The sequence below is a fragment of the Nonomuraea turcica genome, assembly GCF_030718205.1.
Lineage (GTDB): Bacteria > Actinomycetota > Actinomycetes > Streptosporangiales > Streptosporangiaceae > Nonomuraea.
Map to the genome: position 1 here is coordinate 84,984 of NZ_JAUZQF010000022.1, position 17,539 is coordinate 102,522.

Annotated in this window: 15 protein-coding genes; 8 read left to right on the forward strand and 7 right to left on the reverse strand. The window is 70.0% G+C overall.

The features are described from left to right. The first annotated feature begins 5 nt into the window (after positions 1 to 5). On the forward strand, positions 6 to 1,280 hold the full coding sequence (locus tag Q9G87_RS43635) for an FAD-dependent monooxygenase (protein ID WP_305922506.1): 1,275 nt from the start codon (positions 6 to 8) through the stop codon (positions 1,278 to 1,280). On the opposite strand, the gene Q9G87_RS43640 is transcribed toward Q9G87_RS43635, so the two are convergent. Then, the gene (locus tag Q9G87_RS43640) at positions 1,207 to 2,328 is read right to left on the reverse strand and encodes a CaiB/BaiF CoA transferase family protein (RefSeq protein ID WP_305922507.1); all 1,122 of its coding nucleotides are present in this window, start codon (positions 2,326 to 2,328) and stop codon (positions 1,207 to 1,209) included. The genes Q9G87_RS43635 and Q9G87_RS43640 overlap by 74 nt on opposite strands. A gap of 109 nt (positions 2,329 to 2,437) precedes the next feature. Here Q9G87_RS43640 and Q9G87_RS43645 point away from each other — a divergent pair, with 109 nt between their 5' ends. The 4 genes from Q9G87_RS43645 to Q9G87_RS43660 all read left to right on the forward strand — a co-directional run bounded on the left by Q9G87_RS43645 (position 2,438) and on the right by Q9G87_RS43660 (position 7,761). Next, complete coding sequence (locus Q9G87_RS43645) at positions 2,438 to 3,964, forward strand: serine/threonine-protein kinase (RefSeq protein ID WP_305922508.1); 1,527 nt, start codon at positions 2,438 to 2,440, stop codon at positions 3,962 to 3,964. Next, on the forward strand, positions 3,961 to 4,944 hold the full coding sequence (locus tag Q9G87_RS43650) for an NAD(P)-dependent oxidoreductase (protein ID WP_305922509.1): 984 nt from the start codon (positions 3,961 to 3,963) through the stop codon (positions 4,942 to 4,944). The genes Q9G87_RS43645 and Q9G87_RS43650 overlap by 4 nt, the downstream gene beginning before the upstream one ends. A gap of 203 nt (positions 4,945 to 5,147) precedes the next feature. Beyond that, a complete protein-coding gene (locus Q9G87_RS43655; protein WP_305922614.1) occupies positions 5,148 to 6,497 on the forward strand; it encodes an FAD-binding oxidoreductase in 1,350 nt (449 codons plus the stop codon). 4 nt (positions 6,498 to 6,501) lie between these two features. Beyond that, complete coding sequence (locus Q9G87_RS43660; protein WP_305922510.1) at positions 6,502 to 7,761, forward strand: class I SAM-dependent methyltransferase; 1,260 nt, start codon at positions 6,502 to 6,504, stop codon at positions 7,759 to 7,761. A 45-nt stretch (positions 7,762 to 7,806) separates the two neighbouring features. Here the strand turns inward: Q9G87_RS43660 and Q9G87_RS43665 are convergent, their stop codons facing one another. Beyond that, entirely contained in the window at positions 7,807 to 8,715 is a 909-nt protein-coding gene (locus Q9G87_RS43665; protein WP_305922511.1) for a zinc-binding dehydrogenase, read from the reverse strand. 103 nt (positions 8,716 to 8,818) lie between these two features. On the opposite strand from Q9G87_RS43665, the gene Q9G87_RS43670 reads away from it, so the two are divergent. Then, positions 8,819 to 9,424 carry a TetR/AcrR family transcriptional regulator gene (locus tag Q9G87_RS43670; protein ID WP_305922512.1) on the forward strand — a complete coding sequence of 202 codons (606 nt, stop codon included), beginning with the start codon at positions 8,819 to 8,821 and terminating at the stop codon, positions 9,422 to 9,424. 175 nt (positions 9,425 to 9,599) lie between these two features. On the opposite strand, the gene Q9G87_RS43675 is transcribed toward Q9G87_RS43670, so the two are convergent. The 4 genes from Q9G87_RS43675 to Q9G87_RS43690 all read right to left on the reverse strand — a co-directional run bounded on the left by Q9G87_RS43675 (position 9,600) and on the right by Q9G87_RS43690 (position 13,047). Continuing rightward, positions 9,600 to 9,725 carry a hypothetical protein gene (locus Q9G87_RS43675; RefSeq protein ID WP_305922513.1) on the reverse strand — a complete coding sequence of 42 codons (126 nt, stop codon included), beginning with the start codon at positions 9,723 to 9,725 and terminating at the stop codon, positions 9,600 to 9,602. Positions 9,726 to 9,829: 104 nt separating this feature from the next. Further along, the gene (locus tag Q9G87_RS43680) at positions 9,830 to 10,792 is read right to left on the reverse strand and encodes an aminoglycoside phosphotransferase family protein (RefSeq protein ID WP_305922514.1); all 963 of its coding nucleotides are present in this window, start codon (positions 10,790 to 10,792) and stop codon (positions 9,830 to 9,832) included. Between the two features lie 10 nt (positions 10,793 to 10,802). Further along, positions 10,803 to 11,459, reverse strand: a complete 657-nt coding sequence (locus Q9G87_RS43685) for an HAD family hydrolase (RefSeq protein ID WP_305922515.1) — start codon at positions 11,457 to 11,459, stop codon at positions 10,803 to 10,805. 49 nt (positions 11,460 to 11,508) lie between these two features. Then, positions 11,509 to 13,047 carry a long-chain-fatty-acid--CoA ligase gene (locus Q9G87_RS43690; RefSeq protein WP_305922516.1) on the reverse strand — a complete coding sequence of 513 codons (1,539 nt, stop codon included), beginning with the start codon at positions 13,045 to 13,047 and terminating at the stop codon, positions 11,509 to 11,511. A gap of 125 nt (positions 13,048 to 13,172) precedes the next feature. On the opposite strand from Q9G87_RS43690, the gene Q9G87_RS43695 reads away from it, so the two are divergent. Together Q9G87_RS43695 and Q9G87_RS43700 are read left to right on the forward strand one after the other, a co-directional pair. After that, a complete protein-coding gene (locus tag Q9G87_RS43695) occupies positions 13,173 to 14,714 on the forward strand; it encodes a GMC family oxidoreductase (RefSeq protein ID WP_305922517.1) in 1,542 nt (513 codons plus the stop codon). 33 nt (positions 14,715 to 14,747) lie between these two features. Beyond that, positions 14,748 to 16,001, forward strand: coding sequence for a cytochrome P450 (locus Q9G87_RS43700; RefSeq protein ID WP_305922518.1), 1,254 nt, complete (start codon positions 14,748 to 14,750; stop codon positions 15,999 to 16,001). 59 nt (positions 16,002 to 16,060) lie between these two features. Here Q9G87_RS43700 and Q9G87_RS43705 read toward each other — a convergent pair whose 3' ends face one another. Then, a complete protein-coding gene (locus Q9G87_RS43705; protein ID WP_305922519.1) occupies positions 16,061 to 17,461 on the reverse strand; it encodes an MFS transporter in 1,401 nt (466 codons plus the stop codon). Positions 17,462 to 17,539 lie beyond the last annotated feature (78 nt).

The following is a 17,539-nucleotide window of genomic DNA, read 5'->3' on the forward strand; positions in this document are numbered from 1 at the left end:
TTGGAATGAGAGTCCTCATCTCCGGCGCGAGCATCGCGGGACCGGCTCTCGCCTACTGGCTCACCCGGTACGGGTTCGCCGTCACCGTCGTGGAGCGCGCCCCAGCCCTGCGTAAGACGGGCGGGCACGCGGTCGACCTGTTCAGGCCGGCGATGGACATCGTCGAGCGGATGGGCGTCCTGGAGCAGGTCGTGGCCAAGGAGACCGGCCTCGAGCACCTGACTGTCCACAGGGTCGGCTACGACCGCCCCATCCGCCTGGAGGTGCGCCGGCTGATGGCGGCCGTCTCCGACCGGCACGTCGAGATCATGCGCGACGACCTGAGCGAGATCTTCTACGACGCCACCCGCGACGATGTCGAGTACGTCTTCGGCGACTCGATCGCCTCCATCTCCGACGAGGGCGAAGTGACCTTCGACAGCGGGCGGGCGGCCCGCTTCGACCTGGTGATCGGTGCGGACGGCCTGCACTCCAACGTGCGCCGCCTGATCTTCGGTCCCGAGTCCGCATTCTCCACCTGGATCGGCGGCTACCTCGCCGTGGTCTCGGTCCCCAACTTCCTGGGTCTCGACGGCCGCATGGAGGCCATCGCGGGGGTGGGCAGGATGGCCGGCATGGGCGCGCCGCACATGGGCGATCCGCGGGCGGTGTTCCTGTTCAGGACGCCGGAGCCGCTCGACTACCACCACAGGGATGTGGCCGCGCAGAAGCGGTTTCTGCGGGAGCACTTCGACGGAATGGGCTGGGAGGTGCCGAGGATCATGGCGGAGCTGGACGACACGCCCGCGTTCTACTTCGACTCGATCACCCAGCTCCGCCTGGACACCTGGTCACGCGGCCGGGTGACGCTGGTGGGCGACGCCGGCTACTGCCCGGGTCCCGCCGTCGGCGGCAGCACGAGCCTGGCCGTCGTGGGGGCGTACATCCTGGCGGGGGAGCTGGCCGCGCACGGCGGCGACCACACGCGGGCCTTCCCCGCCTACGAGGCGGAAATCGGCGACTACGTGCGCCGCAGCCGCACGTTCGCCGTCAACGCGGCCAAGCGCATCGTCCCGGGCAGCCGCTTCGAGCTCTGGGCGCTCGGCGCGGCCGTGGGGCTGGTCACGCATCTGCCGGCCGCGCTGACCAGGGCCGCCACCAAGATCACCAGCAAGGGCGTGCGCCTGCACGACTCGATCCGGCTGAAGGACTACTCCCCGCACGAGGTCAGGCGAGCACCCCTTGGCCCCGCAGCTTCTCCGCCTCCCCCTGGGACAACCCCCACTCCGAGAGGTCGGTGAGCCGAGTGGCCGGCGACAGGTCGGGGCCGGCGGCGCCCAGCAGGCGGGGCGCGGGCACGGGCATGGTGACGCCGCCGACCTCGGCGAAGCTGCCGCGCGCGACATTGTGCGGGTGGGCGGCGGCCTCCGACATGGACAAGACGGGCGAGACGCACGCGTCGGAGCCCTCGAAGAGCTCCTCCCACTCGGCCCGCGTCCTGGTCTTGAACTCCGCGGCCAGGCGGGCCTTCAGCGCGGGCCACTGGGCCCGGTCGTTCCTGTCGGGCAGATCCGTCAGGCCCATCAAGGACACCATCGTGTCCCAGAACTGCGGCTCCAGCGCTCCCACGGCCACGTGCAGCCCGTCGGCCGTCTCGTACGTGTCGTACTGCGGGGCTCCGGTGTCCAGCAGATTCGTGCCGCGCGGCCCCCAGAAGCCGCTCTGCACGCCCTGGTAGAACATCGCGAACAGCACGGACGCCCCGTCCACCATGGCCGCGTCGATCACCCGGCCCTTCCCGGTGCGCTCCCGCTCGAACAGGGCCAGCAGCACCCCGTACGCCAGCATGAGCCCACCGCCGGCGAAGTCGCCCAGGATGTTGATCGGCGGCGTCGGCTTGTCCCCGTCGCGTCCTAGCATCGACAGGATGCCGGAGATCGCGATGTAGTCGATGTCGTGCCCGGCCGTCGGGGCCAGCGGCCCGTCCTGGCCCCAGCCGGTCATCCGGCCGTAGATCAGCCGCTCGTTCACCGCGTGCAGGTCGGCCGGGCCGATGCCGAGCCGCTCGGCCACGCCGGGCCGGAACACCTCGATCACCACGTCGGCGTGCCTGGCCAGCTCCTTGAACGCGGCCACGCCCTCGGGCGCCTTCAAGTCCAGCCCGATCGTGCGCTTGCCCCGATCCATGACATCCCTGCGCGGCTGGTCGGAGACGGACTTGACCCGATCCACCCGCAGCACCTCGGCGCCGTGGTCGGCCAGCATCATTCCCGCGAACGGCCCGGGGGCCAGGCCCGCGAGCTCCAGCACGCGGACTCCGGCCAGCGGGCCTCGGCGAACTTCAGACATACGGACAGTAGAACAACATTCGGTGATCTCTGGCAAGCGGCTCCCCGGCGAAGCCCTATCAGGTATGGGAAACTTGCCCACTGTTCGTGGTGGTCTACAGGGGACGGACATGGTTTCGGAAGACAGCCGGCTCATCGCCAGGCGCTACGAGTTACTGCGCGAACTGGGCCGCGGGGGGATGGGCGTGGTCTGGGAAGGCCGGGACACGCTGCTCAACCGGCAGGTCGCCATCAAGGAAGTCGTGCTGCCCGCCGGGCTGTCGCCCGGCGATCAGGAACGCCAGCTCATGCGCACCGTCCGCGAGGCCCGTACGGCCGCCAAGCTCAACCACCCGTCCGTCGTCGCCGTCTACGACGTCGTCGAGGAGGGTGGCCGCCCCTGGATCGTCATGGAGCTGCTCAGCCACCCCACGGTCGAGCAGGTCGTGCTCGGCTCGGGAGCCCTGCCCGTGCGCGAGGCGGCCGACGTCGGCCGGCAGGTGCTGTCGGCGCTGAAGGCCGCCCACGCGGCCGGGATCCTGCACCGCGACGTCAAGCCCAGCAACATCCTCATCACCGACGACGGCCGCGCCGTCCTCACCGACTTCGGCATCGCCACCGTCGAGGGCGACGCGTCGCTGACCAGGACCGGCATGGTCACCGGCTCGCCGAGCTTCCTCGCGCCGGAACGGGTCCGCGCCGCCGAGGCGGGACCGGCCTCCGACCTGTGGTCGCTGGGCGCCACGTTGTACGCGTGCATGGTGGGGCGCTCGCCGTTCGAGCGAGGCGACCCCATGGCGACGCTCAACGCGCTGCTCACCGAGGAGCCCGACTACCGGCGCATCCCGCCGATCATGCATCCGATCCTGCGCGGCCTGCTGCGCAAGGAGCCCGAGGAGCGGGTGGACGCGGAGGAGGCCGACCGGCTGCTCGCGGCCATCGTCGCGGCCAAGCCCGCCGCCGCCGACCGCGACGTGCCCGAGCGAAAGGGCGGCCGCGGGCGGGCGCTGCTCGCGGCAGGCGCGGCGGCGGTCGTCGTGATCGCGGGCGGCTCGGTCGCCTACTTCAAGCTCGCCACCCCCGCCGAAGGCGCGCCGCGCGCGACCGCTCTGCCCGCCGCGGCGACCAGCCCGCTCACGCCGAGCGCCACCCCCACGCCGGACCCGACTGTCTCGCCCACGCCCAGCGTGACCCGGGTGGCGCCGGTCGTACGGGCGTGGACGTCGCCTGACGGCTGGTCGATCCTGCGGCCGGTCGGCTGGAAGGGCGCGCGGCGAGAGGCCGGCACCGAATGGACGCGCCGGGACAGGAACGCCCATCTCGGCATCGAGGCCGTCTACTCCAACCTCGACGTCAACGAACTCCTGCGCGCCTCGGAGGACACGATGCGGCAGAACGCCGAGCGCGTGGTGACCCGCGGCCGCCGCACCGTCACACACCAGGGCGTCAAGGGCGTGGAGTGGGAGTTCTCCTGGACGGCGGGCGCGGCGGGACAGGCGCGGTGGGCCGCGGCCGGCACCCGCTACCGGGAGGTGCGCCGGGTCCTGGCGATCGGCGACACCGCGTACATCGTGTCCTGGACGGTCGCCGAGAACCAGTGGCCGCGCAACAGGGGACTGATGCGACAGGTGATCAGCAGCTTTACTGTGGGGGCATGAGGCCCTGGAACCTGCTCGCCCTGCCCCCGCTCCCGGAGGAGCTGATGCGGGGCCTGCTCGCCCCGCTGGGCGAGCGCGTGCACGTCCGCGTCCCCGCGGCCCGCGACAGGGACGCGCTCCTCGCGGCGCTGCCGGAGGCGGAGATCGTGCTCGGCGACTGGACGGGCACGCTCGTCATGGATGCGGCGGCGGTCGCGGCCGCACCCCGGCTGGCCTTCGTGCAGCAGCCGTCCGTGGGCGTGGACGGTCATGACCTCGGCGCCCTGGCCGCGGCCGGGGTGCCGCTGGCCAACACGCCCGGCGTCAGCGCCGTGGCGGTCTCGGAATGGTGCCTGGCGGCCACGCTCTCGCTGTCGCGCAAGCTCGCCGCGGCCGACGCCGCCGTACGCGCGGGCGAGTGGCCGCAGCAGGGCCTGCAGCCGTACGAGCTGCGCGGCCGCCGCGTCGGCATCGTCGGGTGGGGCCCGATCGGCGTCTCCTGCGCCGAGATGTTCAGGACGCTCGGTTGTCACGTGACGTTCTGGACCCGCACGCCGCGCGAGGACCCCGCCTTCGAAGACCTGGAGACGCTCGTCTCCGGCAGCGACGTGGTGGTGGTCGTCATCGCGCTGTCCGACCAGACCCGTGACCTGATCGACCCGGCCCGCATGAAGCAGGGCGCGCTGCTCGTGAACGCCGCCCGAGGCGGCGTCGTCAACCAGCAGGCGCTGGTCACCGCGCTGCGTGAGGGGCATCTGGGGGGAGCGGCGCTGGACGTGTTCGACGTCGAGCCGCTGCCCGCCGGCGACCCGCTGCGTGACCTGCCGAACGTCCTGCTGTCCCCGCACGTCGCCGGCGTCACCCCCGAGGCCACCGGGCGGCTGCTGACCGCCACCCTCGACAACCTGACCGCCGCCGTCGAGGGCCGCGAGGTGGGCGCGGTGCTCAATGGCGTAGCGCCCATCGTGCGGAGGAAGTTTACGGAATCGTCTACCACATAGGCATTTCACCTGGCACCATGAACAGTTTTCGTGTCTTTAACGACCCCGGTCTGTTCGAGGTGCCGTGTGGGAGATACGGTCTTACGGACGATCTCTACCGGCTCAAGGGGGTGCTTCGTGAACGAGCGTAACGAGCGTCGCACAATCGAACGTAGCACGACCGTCGTCACGGCCCCGTCGAAGGAGGGGCCGTGACGACGACGATGTCGACACACCAACGGGCAGTAGAGCAGATCCGGCACTCCTACGCCGAGATCCCGGGTGGCGCCGCGCCGCGGCTGGCCAAGTCGACGTCCAACCTGTTCAGGTTCCGCGACGCCACGAAGACGGCCAAGCTCTCGGCCAGGGATCTCGACGAGGTCATCAGCGTCGACCCCGAGACCATGACGGCCGAGGTCCAGGGCATGACCACGTACGAGCACCTGGTCGACGCCACGCTGCCGCACGGGCTCATGCCGTACGTGGTGCCGCAGCTCAAAACCATCACGCTCGGCGGCGCCGTGACCGGGCTCGGCATCGAGTCCACGAGCTTCAGGGACGGGCTGCCGCACGAGTCGGTCGAGGAGCTCGAGATCCTCACCGGCGACGGGCGCGTCGTCGTGGCCCGCCCCGACAACGAGCACAGCGACCTCTTCCGCGCCTTCCCCAACTCCTACGGCACGCTCGGCTACGCGTTGCGCATCAAGATCAAGCTGCGCAAGGTCCAGCCGTACGTGCACCTCACGCACGTCAAGTTCACCGACGCCGACAAGTGCATGCTGGCCATGCAGGAGATCTGCGACACCATGGTGCACGACGGCGAAAGCGTCGACTTCGTGGACGGGGTCTTTTTCGGCCCGGGCGAGATGTACCTCACGGTCGGCCGCTTCGCCGACCGCGCGCCCTACGCCTCCGACTACACCGGCATGCGCATCTACTACCAGTCGATCCAGCACCGCAGCCGCGACTGGTTGACCATCCGCGACTACCTGTGGCGCTGGGACACCGACTGGTTCTGGTGCTCGCGGGCCTTCGGCGTGCAGCAGCCGGTGGTGCGCTCGCTCATGCCGCGCCGCTGGATGCGCTCCGACGTCTACCGCCGCCTGGTCGCCCTCGACCGCAAATACGGCGTGACCGCCCGCGTCGACCGGTGGCGCAACCAGCCGGTCCAGGAATCGGTCATCCAGGACGTGGAGGTGCCGGTCGAGCGCGGGGCGGAGTTCCTGGAGTTCTTCCACGACAAGGTCGGGATGACGCCGGTGTGGATGTGCCCGCTGCGAGCAGGCACCCGCTGGCCGCTCTATCCCCTCGAACCCAGCAAGCTCTACGTCAACTTCGGCTTCTGGGGAATGGTGCCGCTGCCACGGGGGCAGTTCGACGGCTACTACAACCGGCTCATCGAACATGCGGTGCACGACCTCGACGGGCACAAGTCGCTCTATTCGACGTCCTTCTACGCCCGTGAGCAGTTCTGGCAGCTGTACAACGGCGACGCCTACTGGCCGGTCAAGCGGGAATACGACCCGAACGGGCGCCTGCTGGACCTGTACGACAAGTGTGTGCGGGGAAGGTGAGTGGATGGCTCTCGCAACCATCTTTGAAAAGATCGTCGGTACGGACGCGAACGTCGCGTTCCTGGCGTACGACGGCAGCAAGGCAGGGCCCGACGGGGCCGACATCACCCTTGAGGTCAAGTCCCCGATCGCGGTGGCTTACCTGGCGCAAGCCCCGGGGGAGCTGGGCTTGGCCAGGGCGTACATCGCCGGTCACATCGACGTGCACGGCGACATGTACACATTGCTCGACCGCATGTGGAACATCACCACCAACGACCTGACAACATCCGAGAAGATCGCCGCTGTCCGCTCGCTGGGCGTCAAGCCGCTCCTCATGCGCGTGCCGCCGCCCCCGCAGGAGATGCGGCAGAGCACGCTGGCCAAGCTCGGCTCCCGGCACGCCAAGCAACGCGACGCCGAGGCCATTCATCACCACTACGACGTCTCCAACCGCTTCTACGAGTGGGTCCTCGGCCCGTCGATGGCCTACACCTGCGCCGCCTTCCCCGAGGAGGACGCGACGCTGGAGGAGGCCCAGTACACCAAGTTCGACCTGGTGGCCCGCAAGCTGGGGCTCGAGCCCGGTATGCGCCTGCTGGACGTGGGCTGCGGCTGGGGCGGCATGGTCATGCACGCCGCCAAGCACTACGGTGTCAAGGTGCTCGGCGTGACGCTGAGCAAGCAGCAGGCGGAGTGGGCCCAGCAGGCCATCGCCGACGCGGGCCTGCAGGACCTGGCCGAAGTGCGCCACATGGACTACCGCGACGTCCGGGAGACCGGGTTCGACGCGGTCAGCTCCATCGGCCTCACCGAGCACATCGGCAAGGCGAACCTCCCGGCGTACTTCTCCTTCCTGTACGGCAAGCTCAAGCCCGGCGGCCGCCTCCTGAACCACTGCATCACCCGGCCGACCGGCAAGGAGAAGACGTTCAACAAGGGCGGCTTCATCAACAAATACGTCTTCCCGGACGGGGAGCTGGAGTCGGTGGGCCACCTCATCAGGGAGATGGAGGACCTCGGCTTCGAGATCCGCCACGAGGAGAACCTCCGGGAGCACTACGCGAAGACCCTGCGGCACTGGTGCGACAACCTGGACGCCAACTGGGAGGACGCGGTCCAGGAGGTGGGCATGGGCACGGCCCGCGTGTGGGCGCTCTACATGGCCGGCTGCATCGTCGGCTTTGAGCGCAACAAGGTCCAGCTCCACCAGGTCCTGGGCGTGAGACTGGACGAGCAGGGCCGCTCCGGCGTCCCCCTCCGCCCGTCCGTCACCTGGCCCTGAGTCCGACGGCAGTGTCCTTGCGTAATCTGCACGCCGGCTTGCAGATTACGCAAGGACATCCAGGACCGCCTTGCCGCCGATCCGCCGGTCGAGCAGAGCCTGGCCGGCCTCGGCGAACCGCTCCCACGAACCACGCCAATCCACCTCCGGCGACAGCTTGCCGGCCGCGACGAACCCGAGCAGCGTCGCCAGGTCTGGACCGACCTCATGAACGTCGCCGAAGGTGCTCATCGTCTTGGCCGGGCCGATGGAGAACAGCGAGTACGGCTCGAACACGGCGGGCTCGCCGGACGCCCACCCGATGTTCTGAACACCCCCGCCCGGCGCGAGCAGCTTCCAGGCGTCGGCCAGCTGCGGCCCGCCCACGTTGTCCAGGATGAGGTCGACCGGCCGGTCGACGCCGTCCAGGCCGATCACCACTTCGTCGGCGCCCAACGTGGCGAGGCCCGCGGCGCGGGCCGCCGAACCCACCGATGCGATGACGTGGGCGCCGCCGAGTGCCGCCAGCTGGACCGCGTACCGGCCGACCCCGCCTGCCGCGCCGGTGATCAGCACCCGCCGCCCCAGGATGGACCGGGACCGCAGGGTACGCAGTGCGGTGACGCCGGCCATCGGGAGTGCGGCGGCGTCGGCCAGATCGACCTGTGCGGGGACCTCGGCCACGGCGGTGGTGTCCACCGCCATCCGCTCCGCCCAGGCTCCGGTGCCGAACGCTGCCACCCCGGTGCCCGGGACCGGTCCGCTGCCGTCCGCTGCCGGGTGGGTGACGACCCCGGCGGCGTCGTAGCCGTGCACGGTCCCCGGCGGCAGCTGCCCGGCGAAGGCCACCTCTCCGCGATTGAGTGAGATGTGCCGGACCTCGACCACCAGTTGGTGAGGTGCGGGCACCGGCTCGGCGGCCGTACCGAGGCGAAGGGAACCGAGGGCGTCCGGATCGACGATGAGAGCGCGCATGGCCATCTCCAGGGTCAGGGGATATATCCGGACTGTTGGTCCGGATAGTGCGGCACGCTAGCATATGCGGACCGATAGTCCGCAACGGGGAACAAGGATGGCAATGCCCGAAAACCGGACCGAAGGCGGTCGTAGCGGACGGCGCGTCGAGCGCGCCGATGCCGCGCGTAACCGCCACGCCGTTCTCCGTGCCACCGAGCAACTGCTGGCCGAGGGCGGCGGCGACCACGTGTCGCTCGATCGCGTCGCCGCCCTGGCCGGGGTCGGGAAAGGCACGGTGTTCCGCCGTTTCGGCAGCCGTGCGGGGTTGTTGCAGGCCCTCCTGGAGGAACGGTCACGGGACCTGCGCGACGCGATCATGACCGGCCCCCCGCCGCTCGGCCCAGGGGCGCCCGCACGAGAGCGACTGCTGGCGTTCCTCGAGGGGCTGGGCGCGATCGCCGAGGGCAACGCCATTCTGCTTGCCGCCCATGAGCAGGCCTGCGCCGAGGACAAGTACGACGACCCCAGCTACCGTTCCTGGCACGGCCACCTCAGCACCCTGCTCGCCGCCGAACGCCCCGACCTCGACGCGGACTTTCTGGCCCACGCGATCCTCGCGGTCTTCGACGGCGACCTGATCCGCCACGTCACCCCACCCGACGACCCACGCCGCTTCACCCGTTCCGTCCAGGAGATGGCGGCGGCCTTGATCGGCGATAGCCCCTAAGCTCGCCGGGGTGGCCGCCGCCACCTCGACAAGTACGGCAGGACCTCTGCCGAGGTGGCGGGCTCGCTGATCGAGCGCGGCTACCGCATGCACGTCTGGCGCGGCCGCCGCTGGACCAGGACGGACCTGGTGAGCACGCGACGGCGCACCTACCTCTTCACCGGCACGCCGTGATCTATTTCTTGTCCTTCGGCGGAGCGGCGTGTTTGCCCCGGCTCTCCTGATGCTGGCTGGCGTTGGAGCCCTCTTTGGTCTCGTCCGGCTTGTCCTTGGGGCTGTGTGGCTTCTCGTGCCGGCCCACGCGACCTCCTCTTGCCTGGCTCGAATGCTTAGCGTGACCGCAAGATTACAGTCAGCATGGCTGGGTGGCGAATTGCGTCACGAACAGGCGCCGAGGCCGCACGCTTACGGGCTCGGGCGTTGCGCCGGGAACGTGCCGGCCAGCCCTTCGAGGGTCCCGGCGAGCCCTGCCCAGCTCTGCTCGGCGTCCGGCGTGCGGCCGTGCGGCGAGCGGAAATACGCCACGAACTCGGCCACGTCGTCGAGCGCCCATCGCAGCCGGTAAAGCTCCAGGGCGGCCGGATCCGGGGTGCGGCCCACGGCGTCGGCGTATCTGGCGAGGTCGGCGGGGTCCTTGGCGACGTGCCACAGGTCGCGCTCGGGGATGGCCATCCCGACCGTGTCCCAGTCCACGAGCAGCAGCCGCCCGTCCGCCTTCCGCAGCAGATTGCCGGGGTGCGGCTCGCCGTGGGTGACGACGGGCTCGCCGCCCTTCTCGGCCATCCGGTCCAGCTCCTCCAGACGGCGGCGCAGCGTCACGGCGTGGTCGGCGATCAGAGCCCGGGCCGGCTCGGCGTACGGGCCGCCCAGCCACGGGTGATCCGTCTCCCTGATGGCGTCCTCCAGCCAGGCCCGTCCCGCCAGATCGACCGGCCGGGCCGGGGTCGAAAGCGGGGGCGGTGTCCGGTGCAACTCGGCCAGCAGGTCGATGACCCGGCCGCGTTCCTCGGCGGACACCTCGTCGCCGAAGTCGCCGCCGGCGCCGTCCAGGTAGGGGAATACGCTCATGACGTAACGGTGGCGGTCGAGCCTCCGGAGCGTCGTGCCGTCGGCCGCCCGCATCGGCGCGACGACGAAGCCGAGCCCCGCCTGCTCGCTGAGGACCGCCGCCGTCTCCATGGCCTGCTGGAGCCCGTCGTACGGCCTGCGCCGCACGTCCGCGACCGTGACGAACCACCGCCCGTCCGCCACCCAGTGATAATCCCCGAATCCCACCGGCGCGTAGTCCAGCGCGACGGCGTCGATGCCCCACTCGCGCAGCGCGGGCCGCAGCAGCCCTTCGTCCAGTCCTTCCGGCCGATCTCGCATGCCGATCACGCTATAGGCCCGGGCCGCCCGGCTTCATCTCCATTAAGAGCCCTAGGGCGGCCTGGACGTCGCTCACCGCGTGGTCGGGCTCCCCGCCGGGAACCACCCCGCGGTCGATCCAGATCGTCCGCAACCCCGCGGCCCGCCCGCCGGCGACGTCCTTCTCCGGATCGTCCCCGACCATCCATCCGCCACCGGCCAGCGACCTCCCGCACCGCCTGGCCCCGATCTCGAACAGCCGCACGTCGGGCTTCCGCACCCCCTCCGCCCCGGAGATCGCCCACCCGTCCACCCGCTCGGCCAGCCCCGTACGCCGGATCTTGCCCGTCTGGTTGTCGGCCATCCCGTTGGTCACGATCCCGACCGCCCACCCAGACGCCCGCAGCCGGTCGAGCCCGTCGAGCACGTCGTCGGGGCACGAGACCAGGTGCGGCAGCCGCGCCCGGTACGCACGCCACAGCTCCTCCGCCGGCTCGGCCAGTCCGAACCGCTCCCGCACCCGTGCGAAGAACACGTCCATGGGCACGGACCCGTCCGCGTCCACCTCTACCAGCCACGACACCGCCGCCGCGCCCAGCTCCCGCTTCGCGGCGAACTCGGCGGCCCACCGCTCAAACGCGTCCAGCCGGTCGATCAGCGTGTTGTCCAGGTCGAAGAGGACGAGCATGATCGCCAGTGTAGGGCGCGGGCGGAGGCCCGCGCCCTACGCAGGACGATTACCGGAGTTCGCGCTTGAGGATCTTGCCCGTGGCCGTCATCGGCAGGCTGTCGCGGAACTCGACGATCCGCGGATACTTGTAGGCCGCCATGTTCTCCCTGGCCCAGGCGATCAGCTCGTCTTCGGTGATCGTGGCGCCCGGCGTGCGGATGACGTACGCCTTGACCTCCTCGCCGAGCGACTCGTGCGCGACCCCCACCACGGCGGCCAGCGACACGGCCTCATGGGTCAGCAGGACCTCTTCGAGCTCCCGGGGGTAGACGTTGAAGCCGCCGCGGATGATCATGTCCTTGGCCCGGTCGATGATGGAGTAGTAGCCGTCCGCATCCCGGGTCGCGATGTCGCCCGTGCGGAACCAGCCGTCGTTCATGACCTCGGCCGTCGCCTCCGGACGGCCGTAGTAGCCCTTCATGATGTTGTGCCCGCGGATGGCGATCTCACCGGGGCCCTCGCCCTCGACGGTCTTCCAGTCACCATCGATCAGCTTCATCTCCACACCCCAGATCGGGGTGCCGACCGTGCCCGGCTTGGTCGGCCGGCCGAGCTGGTTGAAGCTGGCCACCGGCGAGGTCTCCGACAGCCCGTACCCCTCCAGGATGCCGATGCCGAAGGTCGTCTCGAAGTCCTTGAGCACCTCCACCGGCGACGACGCGCCGCCCGCGACCGCCACGCGCAGCGACCGGGGCACCTCCGCTCCCTCGGCGTGGATCTTGGTGAGCATGCCCCAGTACATCGTGGGCACCCCGGCGAAGAAGGTCACGTTCTCCTTGACCATGAGCGCGAGCGCGTCGCCCGGGTCGAAGCGTGGCATCAGCACGACGGTGGCGCCGCGCAGGAAGCCGGTGTTCATGACCACGGTCTGGCCGAAGGAGTGGAACAGCGGCAGAACCGCCAAATAGGTGTCGCCCTCCTCCTCGCTCCGCGGGAACATCTTGTCGCTGACCATGGCGTTCATCAGCATGTTCTGGTGGCTGAGCTCTGCGCCCTTGGGCTGGCCCGTGGTGCCCGAGGTGTAGAGGATCACCGCGGTGTCGTCGGGCGCCGTCTGCACGGTCTCGAACGTACCGGCCGTCCCGCCGAGTGCCGCCCAGATCGACTCGCCGTACTCGGACTCGGTCGCGAGCGGCGTCGCCGGCAGCACGAAGAAGTGCTCGCATCCCGCCGCCGCCTCGAAGCCGCTCCTGCCGCGCTCGCCCAGCGGCAGCTCCGGCGTGCCCTCGAAGCAGAACAACGCCTTGGCGTCGCTGTCGTCGAGGTGGTAGGCGATCTCACGCGACTGCAGCAGCACGTTCAGCGGCACCACCGTCGCCCCGGCCTTCAGGATGCCGAAGTAGACGAACGGGAAGTACGGCAGGTTCGGGCAGGCCAGCGCGACCTTGTCGCCCTTCTGGATCCCGCGCGCCACCAGGAGGTTCGCGACCTGGTTGGCGATCGTGTCGATCATCGAGTACGGCAGCCGCATGTCGCCGAAGACGATGGCCGTGCCGTCGGGGTTGTTCCTGGCGCTGTCCTCCAGGACGATCGACAGATTCAGCATGACGCCTTCCTCTCTCTAAGCCTGCTTGGGCGCCATCTAAGCAGCCACCTCATACCGGCCGGTAGGTAAACGGAGGTTACAACTGGATATGGACGCGCCCCGCCGTCGGGAGTAAGCAAGGGGTTATGGAGTACGACTACGTGATCGTCGGCGCGGGTTCCGCGGGGTGCGTGCTGGCCAACCGGCTGTCGGCGGATCCGAACGTGTCGGTCGCACTGGTCGAGGCCGGCGGGCAGGACGACAAGCTGGAAATCCGCATGCCCGCGGGCTTCGCCAAGCTGTTCAAGACCGAATACGACTGGAACTACACGACGGCCAAGCAGAGCGAGATGTCCGGCCGGGAGCTCTACTGGCCCCGCGGCCGGGTCATCGGCGGCTCGTCCTCGCTCAACGCCCAGATGTGGGTGCGCGGCTGCCAGCGCGACTACGACCAGTGGCAGGTCCCCGGCTGGTCGTACGACGACGTCCTGCCGTACTTCACCATGGCCGAGCACCGCGTCGGCAGCAACGGCGGCAACGTCTACGGCACGTCCGGCCCGCTGTACATCTCGGAGCTGCGCAGCCCCAACGTCACCACCGCGGCCTTCCTCAAGGCGTGCGAGGAGCTCGGCTTCGAGCGGCTGGGGGAGCTCAACGGGCGCTCCAACGAGGGCTACAGCCCGACCCCCGTCACCCAGAACCGCGGCCGGCGGTGGAGCGCCGCCGACGCCTACCTGCGGCCGGCGGCCGGGCGGCCCAACCTCACGGTGATCACCGCGGCGACCGTCGACCGGGTGCTGTTCGACGGCCGGCGCGCGATCGGCATCCAGCACGACGGCGGCGCCCAGGTCAAGGCAAGGGCTGAGGTCATCCTGTCGGCGGGGGCAATCGGCTCTCCGCATCTGCTCATGCGCTCCGGCGTGGGCGCTGCCGGCGAGTTACGCGAGGCCGGGATCGAGGTCGTGCGCGACCTGCCCGAGGTCGGCAAGAACCTGCAGGACCACCTGGCGAGCGGCGTGTACGTCGAGTGCAAGCAGCCGGTCACGCTGACCAAGGCGGAGTCGCTCGGCAACCTGCTGCGTTACCTTGTGCTGCGCTCCGGCATGCTGACCACGAACGTGGGTGAGGCGGTCGCGTTCATCCGCACCTCCGAGGAGGAGCCCGCGCCCGACATCGAGCTGATCTTCGCTCCCGCTCCGTTCATCGACCACGGCCTCACCCCGCCGACCGGCCACGGGCTCACCGTCGGCGTGGTACTGCTGCAGCCGGAGAGCCGCGGCAGGATCGGGCTGAACGGCAGGGACGTCACGATCGACCCTGGCTACCTGACCGCCGAGGCGGACGTCAAGCGGCTCGTCGCGGGCCTGAAGACGGCCAAGCAGGTGTTCGCCACCGCCGCGATGAAACCGTACGCGGGCGGGCCGATGACCCCGTACTGGGCGCCGGAGAGCGACGAAGAGCTCGCCCAGTGGGTACGTGAGCGCGGCGAGACTCTCTACCACCCGGTCGGCACGTGCCGCATGGGCGCCGACGACGCCTCCGTCGTGGACCCCTCCCTGCGGGTGCGCGGCATCGAGGGGCTGCGGGTCGTGGACGCGTCGATCATGCCGACACTGAACCGCGGCCACACCCACGCCCCCGCTATCATGATCGGCGAAAAGGGGGCCGATCTGATCCGTTCCTCTTGACGTAAGTGACCACTTGCAGAAGGCTTGTCTGATATGACACTGTCCGCGGACCTGGACCTGTCGCAGATCCCGTTCTGGGGGTTGCCGCAGTCCGAGCGTATGGAGGCCTTCCGCAGGCTGAGGCAGATGGACCGCCCGGTCTTCATGCGGGAGCAGATCGTGCCGTTCATCGGCGGCGGGCCGGGTTTCTACGCCCTCGTCCGCCACGCCGACGTGATCGAGGCCAGCAGGAACGCGGCCGTGTTCAGCAGCGAGCCGTGCTCCAACAGCATCCCTGACATGCCGCGCTGGCTGAGTGTCTACTTCGGCTCGATGATCAACATGGACGACCCGCGGCACGCCCGGTTACGCCGGATCGTGTCGAGGGCGTTCACGCCGCGCATCCTGGCGAAGATGGAGGAGGACCTCGCCAGGGCCGCCGCGGAGATCGTGGACCGGGCGATCGAGGAAGGTCCGCGCGACTTCGTCGCCCAGGTGGCCGCGAAGCTCCCCGTACGGGTCATCTGCGACATGATGGGGATCCCGGCGGAGTCTCATGACCTGGTGCTACAGCAGACCAACGTCATCCTGGGCAACACCGACCCCGAATACACCGGCGTCGCCCCCGACCTCACCCGCCGCAACGTCGCCAAGGGCCTGGCCAAGCTGCTGCGCGCCGGATACACGCTCAACCGGCTGGCCGCCCGCCTGGGCGACGAGCGGCGCAAGCGGCCCACGGGCGACCTGGTCAGCCTGCTGGTCAACGGCGAGGAGAGGCTCACCCCGCAACAACTGGGGTCGTTCTTCATCCTGCTCGTGGTGGCGGGCAGCGAGACCACCCGCAACGCGATCGCGCACGGGCTCAAGCTCCTCACCGACCACCCCAACCAGCGCGCGATCCTGCTCGGGAATTTCGAAGGGCTCATCGGCACCGCGTGCGACGAGATCATCCGGTACGCCACGCCGGTGATCCAGTTCCGCCGCACGCTGACGCAGGACTACGAGATGAACGGCACCTCATACCGGAAGGGCGACAAGGTGCTGCTCTTCTACAACTCCGCCAACCGCGACGAGGCGGTCTTCTCGGACCCGGACACGTTCGACATCACCCGCGACCCCAACCCGCACGTCGGTTTCGGCGGGCCGGGGCCGCACTACTGCCTGGGCGCGCACCTGGCGCGCAGGGAGATGACTGTGATGTTCCGCGAGCTGTTCTCCCGGTTGCCCCGCCTCAGGTCCGCCGGCGAACCCGACTACTTGCTCTCCAACTTCATCAACGGCGTCAAGCACCTGCGCTACACCTTCTGACCGCCTCTGTCATCGACTCCGGCAGCCCGTCCTCGCCGCGGCGGCGCTGACCCCGGACATCACCCGGGCGGCGGCCCTGATCGGGACGACCGGCGATTACGTGCTCGGCGCCGTGACCAAAGAGCCGGCCGAGCGGGAGGCGCGGCGGCGTACGGGGCTGCCGGAGGAGGAGTGGCGGGCCGCGATCGGCCCCTGAGCGCCACCGGGAGCAGCGCTCCAGCCAGCGCCAGTGCGGCCGCGATGAGCAGCAGCGGGACGAGCCCTGACCGGTACGGCGCCGCCAGCACCGCCACGCCCACGGCCGTGCCGACCTGTTTGAGCGTGTTCACGATCCCGGTCGCCATCCCGACCCGATCCATCGGCGCGGTCAGCCCGACCTGGTTGGCCACGACGTTGCCCGCGCCGAGCCCGAGACCGCCGAGGAACAACCCGACCATAATGGGCGTCCACGGATCGGCCGCGGGGACGGCCATGACCAGCAGCGCTACCGCGATGACCGCAGGACCGACGGCGATCAGCACACCCATCGGCCACTTGTGCAGCACCCGCCCGATCGCGACGGGGCCGATGACCGCCGCCACGCTGAAGGCCAGGAAGCGTGCCCCCGCTTCCGCCGGGCTCGTGTCCAGCGGGCCCTGCACGTACAACGTGAGATAGGTGAACGCGCCCAGCAGGGCCGCCAGCATGAGCAGCGTCGTTCCTGAGCCGACCGCGAACACCCGGTTCCTGAACAGCCCCAAATCGATCATCGGTTCGGAGGCGCGCCGCTCGACGAGCACGAACACCGCCAGCAGCACCAGACCGGCCACCAGCAAGGCCGGCAGGTCGTGGATGAGCGCCGGGATGATCGCGAACAGCGCCGCTGTGATCAGCAGGATACCCAGCGGGTCGAGATGCCCTCTGCCGCGCGACTCGGCAACCCGCTGGCGCAGCGCCACCAGGACGAACGCCCCGATGGGCAGGTTGATGAGGAAGATGGCCCGCCAGCCGAACGCGCTCGTCAGCGCGCCGCCCACCACCGGTCCCAGCGTCATGGCCAGCCCCGACACCGCGCTGAAGATGCCGAGCGCCTTGCCCCGGTCCGGGCCCTCGGGGTAGGCGGCGCCGATCAGCGGGGTGGTGGTGCCGTACAACGCGGAGGCGCCCAGGCCCTGCACGCCCCTGGCCAGGTCGAGCAGGGGCGCCGTGGGGGCGAGCGCGCAGGCCAGCGAGGCCACCGTGAAGATCGACACGCCGATCACCAGCAACCTGCGCCTGCCGTACCGGTCAGCCAGGACTCCGGCGGGCAGCAGCGCGGCGGCCAGCGTGAGCGCATAGGCGTCCACCACCCACTGCACCTGCACCAGGCTCGCCCCCAGGTCGGCACGGATGTCGGGCAGCGCGATCGTCACGGCGGTCAGGTCCACCACGACAAGCACGATCGTCATCGAGGCCAGTGCGAGTACCCATCCCCGTCGCATGCGAGCTCCTTCGCGTCGCGGACCCCTGTGAAGTTCGTACTCCTCAAAGGAGCCGGGTGCTAGGTTTCGCAGTCATGG

Coding starts and splice junctions, on each gene's coding strand:
- Q9G87_RS43635 (WP_305922506.1), top strand. CDS start 6: ATGAGAGTCCTCATCTCCGGCGCGAGCATCGCGGGACCGGCTCTCGCC.
- Q9G87_RS43640 (WP_305922507.1), bottom strand. CDS start 2,328: ATGTCTGAAGTTCGCCGAGGCCCGCTGGCCGGAGTCCGCGTGCTGGAG.
- Q9G87_RS43645 (WP_305922508.1), top strand. CDS start 2,438: ATGGTTTCGGAAGACAGCCGGCTCATCGCCAGGCGCTACGAGTTACTG.
- Q9G87_RS43650 (WP_305922509.1), top strand. CDS start 3,961: ATGAGGCCCTGGAACCTGCTCGCCCTGCCCCCGCTCCCGGAGGAGCTG.
- Q9G87_RS43655 (WP_305922614.1), top strand. CDS start 5,148: ATGTCGACACACCAACGGGCAGTAGAGCAGATCCGGCACTCCTACGCC.
- Q9G87_RS43660 (WP_305922510.1), top strand. CDS start 6,502: ATGGCTCTCGCAACCATCTTTGAAAAGATCGTCGGTACGGACGCGAAC.
- Q9G87_RS43665 (WP_305922511.1), bottom strand. CDS start 8,715: ATGCGCGCTCTCATCGTCGATCCGGACGCCCTCGGTTCCCTTCGCCTC.
- Q9G87_RS43670 (WP_305922512.1), top strand. CDS start 8,819: ATGCCCGAAAACCGGACCGAAGGCGGTCGTAGCGGACGGCGCGTCGAG.
- Q9G87_RS43680 (WP_305922514.1), bottom strand. CDS start 10,792: ATGCGAGATCGGCCGGAAGGACTGGACGAAGGGCTGCTGCGGCCCGCG.
- Q9G87_RS43685 (WP_305922515.1), bottom strand. CDS start 11,459: ATGCTCGTCCTCTTCGACCTGGACAACACGCTGATCGACCGGCTGGAC.
- Q9G87_RS43690 (WP_305922516.1), bottom strand. CDS start 13,047: ATGCTGAATCTGTCGATCGTCCTGGAGGACAGCGCCAGGAACAACCCC.
- Q9G87_RS43695 (WP_305922517.1), top strand. CDS start 13,173: ATGGAGTACGACTACGTGATCGTCGGCGCGGGTTCCGCGGGGTGCGTG.
- Q9G87_RS43700 (WP_305922518.1), top strand. CDS start 14,748: ATGACACTGTCCGCGGACCTGGACCTGTCGCAGATCCCGTTCTGGGGG.
- Q9G87_RS43705 (WP_305922519.1), bottom strand. CDS start 17,461: ATGCGACGGGGATGGGTACTCGCACTGGCCTCGATGACGATCGTGCTT.